General features: G+C 42.0%; 13 protein-coding genes. 9 read left to right on the forward strand and 4 right to left on the reverse strand.

Going from position 1 to position 13,410, the window contains the following annotated elements:
- Positions 1–296: 296 nt before the first annotated feature.
- Positions 297–497, reverse strand: a complete 201-nt coding sequence (locus tag V7K42_RS22545) for a hypothetical protein (RefSeq protein ID WP_334919525.1) — start codon at positions 495–497, stop codon at positions 297–299.
- A gap of 234 nt (positions 498–731) precedes the next feature.
- On the opposite strand from V7K42_RS22545, the gene mnmE reads away from it, so the two are divergent.
- From mnmE to V7K42_RS22580, 7 genes are all read left to right on the forward strand, one after another.
- Positions 732–2,126 carry a tRNA uridine-5-carboxymethylaminomethyl(34) synthesis GTPase MnmE gene (gene mnmE, locus V7K42_RS22550; RefSeq protein WP_334919526.1) on the forward strand — a complete coding sequence of 465 codons (1,395 nt, stop codon included), beginning with the start codon at positions 732–734 and terminating at the stop codon, positions 2,124–2,126.
- A 184-nt stretch (positions 2,127–2,310) separates the two neighbouring features.
- The gene (locus tag V7K42_RS22555) at positions 2,311–2,814 is read left to right on the forward strand and encodes a GNAT family N-acetyltransferase (protein WP_334919527.1); all 504 of its coding nucleotides are present in this window, start codon (positions 2,311–2,313) and stop codon (positions 2,812–2,814) included.
- 6 nt (positions 2,815–2,820) lie between these two features.
- Positions 2,821–3,591: an SDR family NAD(P)-dependent oxidoreductase gene (locus tag V7K42_RS22560; RefSeq protein ID WP_334919528.1), complete on the forward strand. Its 771-nt coding sequence runs from the start codon at positions 2,821–2,823 to the stop codon at positions 3,589–3,591.
- A gap of 63 nt (positions 3,592–3,654) precedes the next feature.
- Positions 3,655–3,963, forward strand: coding sequence for a hypothetical protein (locus V7K42_RS22565; protein WP_334919529.1), 309 nt, complete (start codon positions 3,655–3,657; stop codon positions 3,961–3,963).
- A gap of 70 nt (positions 3,964–4,033) precedes the next feature.
- A complete protein-coding gene (locus V7K42_RS22570) occupies positions 4,034–4,348 on the forward strand; it encodes a ribbon-helix-helix domain-containing protein (protein ID WP_334919530.1) in 315 nt (104 codons plus the stop codon).
- Positions 4,349–4,350: 2 nt separating this feature from the next.
- A complete protein-coding gene (locus V7K42_RS22575) occupies positions 4,351–4,794 on the forward strand; it encodes a type II toxin-antitoxin system VapC family toxin (RefSeq protein ID WP_334919531.1) in 444 nt (147 codons plus the stop codon).
- 126 nt (positions 4,795–4,920) lie between these two features.
- Positions 4,921–6,321, forward strand: a complete 1,401-nt coding sequence (locus tag V7K42_RS22580) for an AlbA family DNA-binding domain-containing protein (protein WP_334919532.1) — start codon at positions 4,921–4,923, stop codon at positions 6,319–6,321.
- A gap of 25 nt (positions 6,322–6,346) precedes the next feature.
- Here the strand turns inward: V7K42_RS22580 and V7K42_RS22585 are convergent, their stop codons facing one another.
- Both V7K42_RS22585 and V7K42_RS22590 read right to left on the reverse strand, forming a co-directional pair.
- Positions 6,347–7,228 (reverse strand): lysophospholipase, encoded by an 882-nt coding sequence (locus V7K42_RS22585; protein ID WP_442938617.1) that lies wholly within the window; start codon positions 7,226–7,228, stop codon positions 6,347–6,349.
- A 204-nt stretch (positions 7,229–7,432) separates the two neighbouring features.
- Positions 7,433–9,082 carry a hypothetical protein gene (locus tag V7K42_RS22590; protein ID WP_334919534.1) on the reverse strand — a complete coding sequence of 550 codons (1,650 nt, stop codon included), beginning with the start codon at positions 9,080–9,082 and terminating at the stop codon, positions 7,433–7,435.
- Between the two features lie 87 nt (positions 9,083–9,169).
- Here V7K42_RS22590 and V7K42_RS22595 point away from each other — a divergent pair, with 87 nt between their 5' ends.
- Positions 9,170–12,466 carry an alpha-mannosidase gene (locus V7K42_RS22595; protein WP_334919535.1) on the forward strand — a complete coding sequence of 1,099 codons (3,297 nt, stop codon included), beginning with the start codon at positions 9,170–9,172 and terminating at the stop codon, positions 12,464–12,466.
- Positions 12,467–12,774: 308 nt separating this feature from the next.
- Here V7K42_RS22595 and psbN read toward each other — a convergent pair whose 3' ends face one another.
- Positions 12,775–12,906, reverse strand: a complete 132-nt coding sequence (gene psbN / locus V7K42_RS22600) for a photosystem II reaction center protein PsbN (protein WP_322642165.1) — start codon at positions 12,904–12,906, stop codon at positions 12,775–12,777.
- Between the two features lie 85 nt (positions 12,907–12,991).
- Between psbN and psbH the strand changes: the two genes are divergently transcribed.
- Complete coding sequence (gene psbH / locus V7K42_RS22605; protein ID WP_334919536.1) at positions 12,992–13,195, forward strand: photosystem II reaction center phosphoprotein PsbH; 204 nt, start codon at positions 12,992–12,994, stop codon at positions 13,193–13,195.
- Positions 13,196–13,410: the final 215 nt, after the last annotated feature.

Here is a 13,410-nt window from a genome sequence, read left to right on the forward strand (position 1 = left end):
TACACTTATTTCTTTCTCTTCCCCTGCCTCCCCTGCCTCCCCTGCTCCCCCTGCTCACAAAATCGCATTGCTCCCAAAGCTCAGTCTCTTTAGGGCTGAGAGTGGGAAAAAACTGCATTTGATTAGTATTCTGAGGATAGGAGCGATCGCAGCCCTTAATACCTTGCAAATTGATGCGATGCTGTAACAGGTTCTCAATACAGCGATCGCTTGGCGGCAAAACTGCGAGAATTAAATATAGATCCAGATACTATTTAAGCTCCTCGCTGTCTTGCTTATGCCTGGTAACACAAATACTATGGATCTTCAGGAAAAACCCATTTTGGCGGTTCTGCCATTTTTTTTCGCAGACGTTCTTGTGCCAATTCTAACATTTTGTCTAGGGGAGTATCTTCAATAAATTTTGCGGCTGCCTCTCTAAACTCGATATTGGGGCATTTATCCCCTAAAACACACCCGTTAACACAGGCTACAGCGCAGTTAATCTTTTGCTCCACAGTAAATTCCTCTCTTTAAAAGTTATGAGTTATTAAGTTGTGATTTCTAATATTCACCCCTAACTCTTTACTATCAGGCATTACCCTCTAAGTAAATTTTACCTTGCCAGTTGCTATCCTATTAGTCTAAATACCTACCATTTAGAAAGTTATGAGTTATGAGTTATGATTTTTACTCCTAACTCCTGTACAGGCGCGATTAATCGTGTCTCTACTCCTATATAAAGGGCGCTCATGTCAGAAGTTTTTGCCACTACTGGAACTATAGCTGCGATCGCTACTGCTGTTGTCCCGCAACAGGGTAGTGTTGGTATTGTTCGGGTATCCGGTTCCCAAGCAATGGCTCTAGCCCAAACTCTTTTTCACGCACCAGGGCGACAAGTTTGGGAAACTCATCGGATTCTCTACGGTTATATTCATCATCCTCAAACGCTACAGTTGGTAGATGAAGCCTTATTGCTGATCATGAAAGCACCCCGTTCTTACACCCGTGAAGATGTAGTTGAATTCCATTGCCACGGGGGAATTATGGCGGTGCAACAGGTATTACAACTCTGTTTAGAAAATGGTGCCAGACTAGCCCAACCCGGAGAATTCACACTCCGCGCCTTTTTGAATGGACGATTGGATTTAACTCAAGCCGAAGGGATTGCTGATTTAGTGGGAGCTAAATCGCCTCAAGCTGCCCAAACTGCCTTAGCTGGTTTACAGGGAAAATTAGCTCATCCGATCCGGCAGTTACGCGGCAACTGTTTAGATATTTTGGCAGAAATCGAAGCTCGAATTGATTTTGAGGAAGACTTACCACCGTTGGATGATAAAGCAATAATATCAGAAATCGAGAAAATTGCCGCCGAAATAATTAGATTATTGGCAACTAAAGACAAAGGGGAGTTGTTACGCACAGGTTTAAAAGTAGTAATTGTTGGGCGGCCAAACGTGGGTAAGTCGAGCTTATTGAACGCTTGGAGCCAGAGCGATCGCGCGATCGTCACAGACTTACCGGGTACAACCCGCGATGTGGTGGAATCCCAGCTAGTTGTCGGGGGAATTCCCGTACAGGTGTTAGATACAGCCGGGATTCGGGAAACAACAGATCGAGTGGAAAAAATTGGTGTAGAGCGATCGCGCCGTGCCGCCAATGCAGCTGATTTAGTCTTGCTTACCATCGATGCTTCAGCAGGTTGGACGGAAGGCGATCGAGAAATTTATGAACAGGTACAACACCGTCCATTAATTTTAGTTATTAACAAAATCGATTTAGTAGAAGAAAACGAAAGCAAAAATCTTCAATCCCAAATCCCAAATCTAAAATCTAAAATTGTCACAGCCGCAGCCCAAAATCAAGGTATTGATGCTTTAGAAACAGCAATTTTAGATATAGTTAACGCCGGAAAATTCCAAGTTGCTGATATGGATTTAGCGATTAATCAAAGGCAAGCAGCAGCTTTAATTCAAGCTAAAACTTCTTTGGAACAAGTACAAGCAACAATTGCCCAGCAACTCCCCCTTGATTTCTGGACAATTGACTTACGTGGTGCAATCCAAGCATTAGGAGAAATTACTGGTGAGGAAGTAACAGAATCAGTTTTGGATAGAATTTTTAGTAAATTTTGCATTGGTAAGTGACTTTCTCCCAAACCCAAAGTTTTCCTTTGTTAATTACAGAAAAAATAGCTGCATATAGGAATCCGGTTTGATTTGGAGAAAATATCCGTAGGATGTGTTAGCGACAGCGTAATGCATCAAACCCGTGATAATGGTACGTTAGGCACTCATCTCATGTTTTTTCCAACCTAAAATTAATAACTAAATGTACATCTCAATTCGCCAAGCAACCATACAAGATACGGTGATAGTCTCGAATGTATTGTTAGAAGCAGCTTTGTGGCTCCAAGAGCGTGGTATACCTCTGTGGGGTGATAGCGAGGTATCGCTAGAAAGTATCTCGAAAGATGTTGCTAACGGCTTGTTTTTCATTGCCGAGTGTGCTGATGAACCTGCTGGTACAATAAAGTTTCAGCTTGAGGATTTACTTTTCTGGCCCGATATCTCTCAGGAAGAATCAGCATTTGTACATCGCCTCGCAATTCGACGATGCTACTCTGGTGGTAAAGTCTCTTCAGCACTGCTAACTTGGGCTGTTGAACGCGCACAAACATTTGGGAAACGTTATTTACGTTTAGATTGCGAAGCATCGCGTCCGCGCCTGAAAGCAGTATATGAAAACTTTGGTTTTCGTCATCACAGCGACAGACAAGTTGGCGCTTATTTCGTCTCTCGCTACGAATATGAAATACCTCCACAAGTGACCTAAATTAATATGTCTTTTATCGATGAAATTAATCCTGTGAATGTATTGATTGTGGGAGCTAGCCAAGGTATTGGTTTGGGTTTTGTAAAAAAATTGCTTCAAGATGACAGAATAAGCAAAGTTTATACAACTTCTCGTCAACCGGAATCAGCCTCCGATTTAATAGCTCTTGCAGGCGAACATTCTGAGAGATTAATTTGTTTGCAGATGGATATTACTGATGAGTTGCAGATTGTTGAAGCTGTTAAAAAAATACGTACTCAAGTTGACAAACTGCATTTGGTAGTCAACTGTGTAGGACTGTTGTATGAAGATAGTTTGCAACCCGAAAAAAGCTTAAGACAGATAAATTCAGAAAATTTACTGCGCTACTTTCAAATAAATAGTATTGGTGCTGTTTTACTGGCTAAACATTTATTACCTTTGTTTCGTCATGGAGAACGCAGTGTATTCGCTAGTATTTCTGCTAAATTGGGCAGTATTGATGATAACAAACTTGGTGGATGGTATGGCTATCGCGCTTCTAAAGCAGCACTTAATATGTTGATGCGAACTGCGGCCATTGAGTATAAAAGAAGTTGTCCGAAAGCATTAATAGTGACATTACATCCTGGTACAACTGATACGCGCCTTTCCCGTCCTTTCCAGGGAAATGTATCTGCGGAAAAATTATTCTCAGTGGAACGCACCGTTACCCAATTATTGATTGTCATCGAACAACTTCAAGAAGGCGATAGCGGACAGTTTTTCTCGTGGGATGGAAGCAGATTGCCTTGGTAACTGCGTTACGCTGGTGCTAATGTAAACTCACGTTACTTGTAACCTCAGCCTATGAAGTTTTTTGTGCCAGCAGCCAAAGATGATATCAAAGCAGAGCAGGTATATAATGCTCTTGCTCAGTCTCTCAAAGCACCAATAACCGAAAAGCGTATTTGGAAGTTACAGTGGCGCGATCGCGAAATTGATATGGAATGCGAGGTAGGTAAACCTTTACCATCCTTTTATCAAACTGGGAAAGAGCTAGTCCTAGGAATCTTTGAATGCGAAAATCTTTATAAGATTTGTACTCTCAGCCGTGGAGGAGTAAAGGGAGAACCTATCTTGGTTGGAAAAAACTCTCTATCCTCAGTAACGTATTTTTCAGATAACTGACTCTGTATTTTAATATGCGATTGCAGTGCTAACGTAGTAAATATAAATCGCCTACCAGATATCTCAAGGTATGACTAACATTCAGATTAACTTACCTGAGTCGATGAAAGTCTTTATCGAAGAACAAGTAGCTAAAGGCGGTTATAGTTCAGCCAGTGAATATCTTCAAGAGCTAATTTTTCAAGATCAACAGTGCAAAAGTCAAGAAGGAAAACGCGCTCAGTTAATGGCGAAACTTCAGACACAGGGACAACTGAACCATGAGGAGTTTGAAGTAATTGCAGATAAGTTAGCTGACGAGTTTGCTGCATACTTTGGGTCAAATTTACCTGTGCTGTCAGATTATGCTGTGACTCGTGAGAGTATTTACGAGGATCATCCTTAGCAGTGGTATACCTCATAGACACTAACATCCTATTGCGTTTTGTAGATCGCACTCACCCACTACACCCAATAATCCGAACTGCGCTCCGAAAACTGCGACGTGATGGACATACACTGCAAATCACCGTGCAAAACTGCGTTGAGTTTTGGAATGTTGCTACAAGACCAGCCACAAAAAACGGATTTGGCTTGACACCAACAGATGCAGATCGGCTGCTACAACTGATTGAGCGCCTTTTTCCATTGTTGCCAGATATGCCTGCTATTTACCCTGAGTGGCGTAGGCTTGTTGTTGCATTCAGTGTATCAGGTATCCAAGTGCATGATGCTCGTCTCGTTGCTAATATGAAGGTGAACAGCATAACGCATATTTTGACATTCAATATTAGAGATTTCATTCGCTATGCGTCTGAAGGAATTGTAGCGGTTGATCCAACAACACTGTAGTTGTTATTTTTCAATGTGCGATCGCACTTTTGTAATAAATTTTATAGTACAAAAATACTTAAATAGATAAAGGTGCGTTATTCTGGTGCTAATGTGCCTTGCTTGGTAGTAAATTTAAAGCTGAAAATGGGAAGTATCTATAATCAGGATTTCTTTAATAATTTAGTTTTGAATCCATCTGAAAGTTTATCTGTAGAGATTAAAAGATGGATCGATCCTCAATCTAAAGAGGGTATGGCGAAGATAGCCAAGGCTTCCATTGCCCTCAGAAATAATGATGGAGGTATATTTTTGATTGGTTTCAACAATGATGGTTCTCCTGATATTCAGGGAGCGCATCAAAATCCAAGAGAAAGTTTTCATCCTGATGTTATTCAGTCTATTGCCAGTAAATTTTGCAGTCAATCTTTTGAAGTAAAAATTCACTATCTTAAAAAAGATGGTCAAGAGTATCCAGCATTAGAGATTCCTTCTGGATTTATAACACCTGTAGCAGCAAAGGCTGGCTTAAAGGATGAACAAGGTAAGGATCTAATTAAAGCTCATAGTGTTTATGTGCGAAGTCTGAATACAAATAATACTGTTAGCAGTTCAGAACCTCGCTGTAATGACTGGGAACGCATCATCAATTTATGCTTCGAGAATCGTGAAGCAGATATTGGTCGTTTTTTACGCCGCCATCTAGGTGGTGTCACGCCTTCTCTGCTCCATGAATTGGCTTCCACAATTGCACAAGGAATACAACCAGAGGAATCAATTGAAGATATACTGCGATGTTATCTTCAAGAAAGTGAAGAAAGATTTAACACCGTAGTTAAAGAACGTAGTATTACTTTACCGAAGCATGGTACTTCGCAGGTAACATTAATAATTATTGGAGAAGTACCTCTACACTTTGCAAATGAGCAATTCTTTAATCTCTTGAGTTTTAATAATCCTAAATATACTGGTTGGCCTGTGTGGCTAGATAGTCGAGGTTTCGTTGACAAAGACCAACCTTATGTTTATAACGGAGCTTGGGAAGCGCTTATTGTTAGTCTGGATTCAGGTTGGGGCAGGGACATTGACTTCATGCGGTTCGATCCAAAGGGTAAATTTTATCTGAGGCGAGCATTAGAAGATGATATGTCAGTCAAGAATTACGCACCCCCACCTATGACAGTTCTTGATTTTGCTCTACCTGTAATTAGAACGGCTGAAGCTATAGCAGCTGGTATTGAGTTTGCAAAAGCAATGGGTTGTGAGCCAGAAAAAACGCAATTAGCTTTTGCATTTAAATGGACTGGCTTGCGGGGACGTAGACTTAGTTCTTGGGCAAATCAAGAGCGTTCTATTTATTCACAAGCTTCAGCATATCAAGATGAAGTTTTGGCATTCGTTAATCTACCGCTTGAAACACCTCGCTCGGCGTTAGCACAGTACGTTAATCAGGCTGTTAGCCCTTTGTTTACGATTTTTAATGGATTTCAACTGAGTATAGATGTAATCGAAGATTTGACTCGACGGTTGATAGAAAGAAGGTTGTAATCAAGATATTAAGAATTAGGAAACTCTAACTCAGCGCTTCCCTTCCTAAATGCGCTGTTTTAGGCGCTAGATGTCGCTCTAACCAATCTTCCAAATCAGCCATTACCTCTCGATAATTGAGGTCACGCTGGATCTCGTGATAGGCTTCTGGATATTCAATTCTCAGCTTATCTGTATAATTTACCCGTTGGTAAAAAATATCGCTTCCCGCAGGTAAAGCCACTCGGTCTGCACCACCGTGGAGAATCAACAAGGGTAATTGCCAATCACCTACTTTAGTATTAATCCAATCAAGTGTTGCAAAGAATTCTGTAGCTAAACGGGCAGTAGCTAGGGTATGTCGCAGTGTATCATGAGCGATCGCAGCTAAAACCTGCGGATCTCGTGAACCAGCACTGATGTCAATGCCTGTATTCAGTGTAAAACGCGGCCACACCCGTGAGAGCATTTTTCCTAAAAGCACTCGAATCGGTGAAATCCCAACTTTACCCAAAGTTGGTGCAAGAGCGATCGCACCTTGCAAAACTGATGCTTGTTGGGGACAGCGCAGAATATAATCTAAGACAATCACCCCGCCTAAACTATGACCCAAAAGAAAAATTGGGCATCCAGGATTCTGAGTCTGAATTAACTGTAAAAAGGCTCCCAAATCTTCTCGAAACTCACTCCAAGCGTTGATGTAGCCTTGCTGACCTGGTGAGCGCCCATGACCACGCAAGTCTAAGCCATAAACAGCATATTGCTTGGGTAGCAAATGTTGAATTACATTACTGTAGCGATCGCTGTGCGCTCCCAGTCCATGCACAATCGCTAATATTGCCCGTACTTTACCCTCTGGATGCCAGCTTTGGTAATACAGCTCAAGTCCTCCCACACCTTGAAATCTGCCTTCTCTATGAGACGCTATGCGATCGCTATGGTCAATCATTTCGTTAATTTTTTACGTATTTTCCCAGCAAGTTACTAACATGTCAATATCTATAGCAATCCGATTTGATTTCTGAATCACTCGTACAAGTTACGAATTACATTAGCCTTGGCGTAGCGTCTTTGCCAAGGTGATTACGAATTACAAATTATGTTAGCGTAGCGGGGTGTAGTGCATTACGAATTATTTGCCCTGCCATAGTTGCCTTAACGACTGAAAAACCTTTACAAATCTTTCTTCTAGCCAGAGCATAGCATAATCAACCCATGCCAAAATTTGCTCTAAGGGGTGCTTTTCATAGCCTGTTGAAGTTGCTTTAGTTTCTATCCAATCTGGTTGTGCCTCAACTTGACTACTTTGATGAAATTGTTGTTGTAAAATTTCACCTTTACGACTCTCGCTTTCAGTTTTAGAAATGCGGGCTTGGGTTTGTTTTACAGAGGCAACTTTTCCAGATGTTTTTTGATTTGAGACAATACTATTAGTTGATTGTTTCCTTCGTACCAAACCAGATCCGATTATAGGTTGTTTTATAGTTAAATTATTTTGTGGAAAATGCCTTACTGATAAACTTGCCGCTAAAGCAGGATTTTTGACTTCAGATAGTGTAACTGACTTGTCAGTAACGGTTTCGGTGTCCCCAAATAAATCACCCCAGGTTAGCCAAGGGTCAACAACTAAATCCTGGTTCTCTAACAGAGGGCTATTAGACAAGGCTTTTCTAAGGCGTGACGAGAATAGTTTACCTGGTAATCGCTCATCACTAGTTGTTGGCTCAAGTGTGTTTCTATTACCAACACCAAAAAAGTAATTAAGCGCCGCCTCAATCAAAGCCTGAAGATTTAATGGATGAGTTTCCAAACCATCAGTATTAGTTGCAATTTCTCCATGAGCAGCTAATTGCTCTTTGCCATAAAGAAATATATTTAATTTAGTTTGGGCAACTTGAACAATTTCTTGGCTACGCTCTTGCACAGGGACTAAAGCATTTGACTCTAACTTAGCAACGGCTATATCTAAAAAGGCCAACAATCTGTCTTTTTTAACTAAATCTTTTGGTATTCCCCGATCCAAAACTGGAATTTTAGTTGTATCGTCCTCAGTGAGCTTTGCTAATAAACGATCGATTTGTGGTAATAACTGCGTTTCTTTTTTAGCTATAACCAATCGCCAATACTGCCAGTAATTAGCAACTTCGTTAATAATTCTTTCTTCTAATTTTGCCTGCTGCTGGAGTGTCAAAATATCGAGAACTTCATTGTCCGTAGTAACAAGTACTAAACTACGATTCATCAAATTTGTGGCAATTCCTCGCACTACTGGAAAATTTTGTTTGGAAGCGTTCTCTAGCTGTGAAGGGTGGAGAGTTACCGCTTGATTTTCTGTAATTGTTGAGGATTTAGTAAGACTAACGTTATTTGTCGAGTTCTTATAAACGAATTTCAGCCGAAAAACTGCTAATAAAGCCAGGGCATTGAAAGGTTCAGATGTTTTTGTAGGAGTAGAGGTGGTTTCATCTGACAACAGATAATTGACTGCTTCTAGTACTTGTTGAATGGGGTTATCAGCATTTGGAATTTCGGACTGGAAATCGGTATCATTTGGTTGTAACTTTAGTCTAGTTTGCGGTTCTTTGGTCTGTAGTGTTTTTCCAGATGATTCAGATGACTGAAACAGTAGATACACTGGGTAAAGTAGTGCCTCCACACCCCACTTAGTGGCAACTTGCAAATGCCGGAAGGTGTGTTCCCACTGTTGTGTCACCCGCCGAGATTGCTGGTGGACAAAGTTAAATAGTCTGCTTTGATAACGACCAGAGGAACCAGAAGACATAGTAGTAATTTTTAAGTTCAAGTCTTGTTAAGTTGTGAGACTCGCGCCAAACAATAAAAACAACCAACACCTCATCTTAGCGAATATATGACTCCGATTGTCTCTCTATCCCATACCAAATTTATCTCACAAGCAATTGAGCAACTACGCTCTTTTTGTCAAGTTAATCTTCAGTCTAGCTGGCTATGTCAGGAATCTGACCTGACTATTACCGATGTTGTAGCTGCTGATTTGTCTCATTGGCAACCTATCGAGTTGAATGCTAAAGAACATATCGCTTGGACAGGCGGCAAAAAAGTGCTGTGGCTAGTGCAAAGATTGGTAGTTCCCCAAGATTTACAGGGTTATCCCTTAACTGGGTTATCTTTGCGGCTGGCGCTGGTTTGGTGGGCAGATTCTGCTGAGATTTATGTGAATGGAGAGTTGTTGCTGGAAGGTGATTTATTCGATTGTTCGCCTAGAGTGCTTTTGAGTCAGGGGGTAACACCAGGGGAAGAGTTTATTGTGGCTTTGCGGTTAGAGAGTCCGGGACATTGTGATGGTGCTTTAGTGCGATCGCTCCTAGTGTATGAGTCTACTGTTGATAATAATCCCGATCCGGGTTTTGTGGCTGATGAATTAGCTGTAATGCAACTTTATTTGGAAAAGTTTGCGCCGGAGAAATTGGATGTTTTGGCGGCGATGGTGGGGGAGGTTACGAACCGCAGAGGCGCAGAGGACACACAGGAAGAGTTAGTAAAGTCCTTTTTGTCGCTACGCCAAAATTTAATTCAATCCGACATCTTAGCCCCCCTTTTGAAGGAGGGTTGGGGGGATCTAAAATCTAAAATTTACTTATTGGGTCATGCTCACTTAGATTTAGCATGGTTATGGCCTGTGAGTGAAACTTGGAATGCGGCGCAAAACACTTTTGAGTCGGTTCTGAAGTTGCAAGCAGATTTTCCTGAGTTAATTTTCTGCCATTCGACTCCCGCCCTTTATGCTTGGATTGAAGAACATCGCCCGGATTTGTTTGGTGCGATTCAAGCACAGGTAGCTGCTGGACGTTGGGAAGTTGTCGGCGGGATGTGGGTGGAACCGGAACTCAATCTCATTGCTGGTGAATCAATAGTCCGTCAATTATTGTATGGTCAACGCTACATCCAGGAAAAGTTTGGCCAGCTTTCAACTATAGTATGGGTTCCAGATACTTTTGGTTTCTGTGCAACTTTACCGCAGTTTTTCGCTAATGCCGGAATTGAGTATTTTGTCACCCAGAAGTTACGGTGGAATGATACTACTAAATTTGATTATGGGGCTTTTTGGTGGCGATCGCCTGACGGTAGCGAAGTCTTTAGTTTGATGTCTGCACTTATCGGCGAAAGCATTGACCCAGTTAAAATGGCATCCTACGCTCTTGAATGGCAATCCCAAACTGGTTTATCAGAATCACTCTGGCTTCCCGGTGTCGGCGACCACGGCGGTGGCCCCACCCGTGATATGTTAGAAACCGCCCAACGCTGGCAAAAGTCGCCTGTTTTCCCAGACTTAGAATTCACGACGGCTGAAAAGTATTTACAGCAAATCAGTAAAGGAGGCAGAAGGCAAGAGGCAAGAGGCAGTAGTTATGATTCTCCCCCTGCTCCCCCTGCTTCCCCTGCTTCCCCTGCTTCCCCTGCTCCCCCTGCTCCCCCATCCTTCCCTACTTGGAATGACGAACTATACTTAGAATTCCATCGTGGTTGCTACACTACCCACGCAGACCAAAAACGCTGGAATCGTCGTTGTGAAAATTTATTATATCAAGCTGAACTATTTGCTACCTTGGCAACCGTAAGCTGTGGTGTGACATATCCTAAAGCAGAAATCGAAGCAGCTTGGAAGCAGGTGTTATTTCAACAGTTTCACGATATTTTACCTGGTTCTTCAATTAATCAAGTTTACACAGATGCTTTAACCCAGTGGCAGCAAGTAGAACAAGTCGGAACGAAGATATTACAGGAATCACTTTTTGCGATCGCATCTTACATTACCCTATCGGAACCACCAAAACCCAATAGTTTGCCTATTTTCGTTTTCAATTCTCTCAATTGGCAGCGTTCTGAGGTAGTCTCTGTAGCCCTACCCACACCAGAGAAATGGCAGATTTACGATACTTCTGGAAACCAGCTTGTCTCCCAATTATCTGAACCATCAACCCTACTATTCCTCGCCACCGAAATTCCACCCGTAGGCTACCGCATATTTTGGCTTTCCCCCCCATCTCCTTCATCCCCTTCATCCCCACCATCTCCCTCACTCCTCCCAGACTGGATTTTAGAAAATGAATTCTTGCGAGTTGTCATCGATCCTGATACTGGAGATTTATCAAGTGTTTTTGATAAAACTTATCAACGAGAAGTTTTAAGTGGGGCGGGGAATCAACTACAAGCTTTTAAAGACAGTGGTCAATATTGGGATGCATGGAATATAGACCCCAATTACGCTCAACATCCCTTACCCTCAACAAGTCTTCAATCTATTCAGTGGTTAGAACAAGGCCCTGTGCAAAGTCGTGTGCGCGTGGTGCGTCAGTTGGGTGAATCGGAATTTTGCCAAGACTATATTCTGCAAGTTGGTTCATCTCTGCTAAATATAGCTACTACTGTCGATTGGCAAGAAAATCATGTATTGGTGAAAGCTGCTTTTCCTGTCAATATCGAAGCAGACTTTGCTACTTATGAAATTCCCTGTAGTGCGATTCGCCGTCCTACTAAACCACAAACCCCCGCAGAACAAGCAAAATGGGAAGTCCCCGCTTTGCGTTGGGCTGATTTGACAACAGAAACACAAGAGGGTATTTACGGAGTTAGTTTGTTGAATGATTGTAAATATGGCTACGACAGCAAACCAAATCAACTCCGTTTGACACTCTTACGCAGTCCCAATTGGCCAGACTCAGAAGCTGATAAAGGTTTTCACGAGTTCACATATACTTTGTATCCTCATAGTGGTAGCTGGCAATCAGCCCATACAGTACGGCGTGGCTATGAATTGAATATACCGTTGCAAGTGATATTGAATCTTGTTAATGAAAACCTACCTAAAAATCCTCCTCTTTCTGCTGGTAAAGATGGGTTGGGGGTGAGTTTCCTAGATTTATCAGCCGAAAATTTAATCTTGATGGCCTTGAAGCCATCTGAGGATGACCCACAACAGTTAATTCTGCGGTGTTATGAATGTCACGGAGAAACAGCCGAGTTATCTGTGCAAAGTGATTTAGGGTTGAATCTAGGAGATACAGTAGATTTGTTAGAGCGTTCCTCTACTACCGAATTCTCATCTCAGCAACAAATCTTAACAATCCAGCCTTGGAAAATCGCTAGTTTCAAGGTAATCCCAGCGATTAATCCCAGGCTGGAGTAAGCCACTATTGCTGTGGGGAGCAATGCTCTAACAGTGAGATGGGTAAGCAGGGGAGGCAAGGGAGGCAGGGGAGGCAGGGAAGGCAGGGGAGGCAGGGGAAGAGAAAGAAATAAGTGTAGAAGCAGTCTGTTTCGGTAGTAAAAAATACTAAAAATGCCTCTTTGCTCCCCCTGCTCCCCCTGCCTCCCCTGCCTATTTCACGAGGATCTCACTTTTTCGCGTTGCTCCCATTGCTGTGTCAGTGGACAGTAGTGGTTTTCCACAAACCACAAAATAATGACAAATGACCAATGACAAATGACCAATTTTTAATCTTCGTGATCGTCAAATGGATCGTTCAATTGCTTGCTAGGAGGGCCAAAGGAAGTATAAATAGACAGTCCGGTGATGGCAATCACCACGGCGGCCATAGAAATGCTAAGAACTATTGCGGGTTCCATAATTGAGGGATAGATGATGAGTGCTATTCTTATAGAATATTACAGAAGATTAAAAAAAGCTTTGGCAAGTAATATTAGGTGAACTATGGCACAAAGGACTAGGTTGGGAGATATCCTGAAACCACTTAACTCTGAGTATGGAAAAGTGGCTCCAGGTTGGGGTACTACCCCTGTGATGGCTGTTTTTATTGGGCTATTTTTCGTGTTTTTGCTGATTATTCTGCAACTTTACAATAAATCACTGTTGGTTCAGGATGTACTAGTCGATTGGCGGAGTTTAGGACGCTAAGGGATACATAGCTATTAAGTTTGGATAACAAGTTAAGTTACACCCGGTTCCTCCGGGTTTTTTTGTCAACGGTCAGTGCATACTAACTATTGAGTAGACTACATAATATGTGAGTTTCTGTAGCAGTAAACCAAAAAGTTTTTCTCCAAAGAGCGATCGCTGAAATACTTATATGTTTTAATACTTTATAACACCTAATTCTCTAATCAGTAGAC

The sequence above is a fragment of the Nostoc sp. genome (genome assembly GCF_036917455.1).
In the GTDB taxonomy this organism is placed as follows: domain Bacteria; phylum Cyanobacteriota; class Cyanobacteriia; order Cyanobacteriales; family Nostocaceae; genus Nostoc.

Excerpts from the sequence above, each read along its gene's own strand:
- V7K42_RS22580 (WP_334919532.1), top strand. The coding sequence starts at position 4,921 with ATGGGAAGTATCTATAATCAGGATTTCTTTAATAATTTAGTTTTGAAT.
- mnmE (WP_334919526.1), top strand. The coding sequence starts at position 732 with ATGTCAGAAGTTTTTGCCACTACTGGAACTATAGCTGCGATCGCTACT.
- V7K42_RS22560 (WP_334919528.1), top strand. The coding sequence starts at position 2,821 with ATGTCTTTTATCGATGAAATTAATCCTGTGAATGTATTGATTGTGGGA.
- V7K42_RS22595 (WP_334919535.1), top strand. The coding sequence starts at position 9,170 with ATGACTCCGATTGTCTCTCTATCCCATACCAAATTTATCTCACAAGCA.
- V7K42_RS22570 (WP_334919530.1), top strand. The coding sequence starts at position 4,034 with ATGACTAACATTCAGATTAACTTACCTGAGTCGATGAAAGTCTTTATC.
- V7K42_RS22555 (WP_334919527.1), top strand. The coding sequence starts at position 2,311 with ATGTACATCTCAATTCGCCAAGCAACCATACAAGATACGGTGATAGTC.
- psbH (WP_334919536.1), top strand. The coding sequence starts at position 12,992 with ATGGCACAAAGGACTAGGTTGGGAGATATCCTGAAACCACTTAACTCT.
- V7K42_RS22590 (WP_334919534.1), bottom strand. The coding sequence starts at position 9,082 with ATGTCTTCTGGTTCCTCTGGTCGTTATCAAAGCAGACTATTTAACTTT.
- psbN (WP_322642165.1), bottom strand. The coding sequence starts at position 12,906 with ATGGAACCCGCAATAGTTCTTAGCATTTCTATGGCCGCCGTGGTGATT.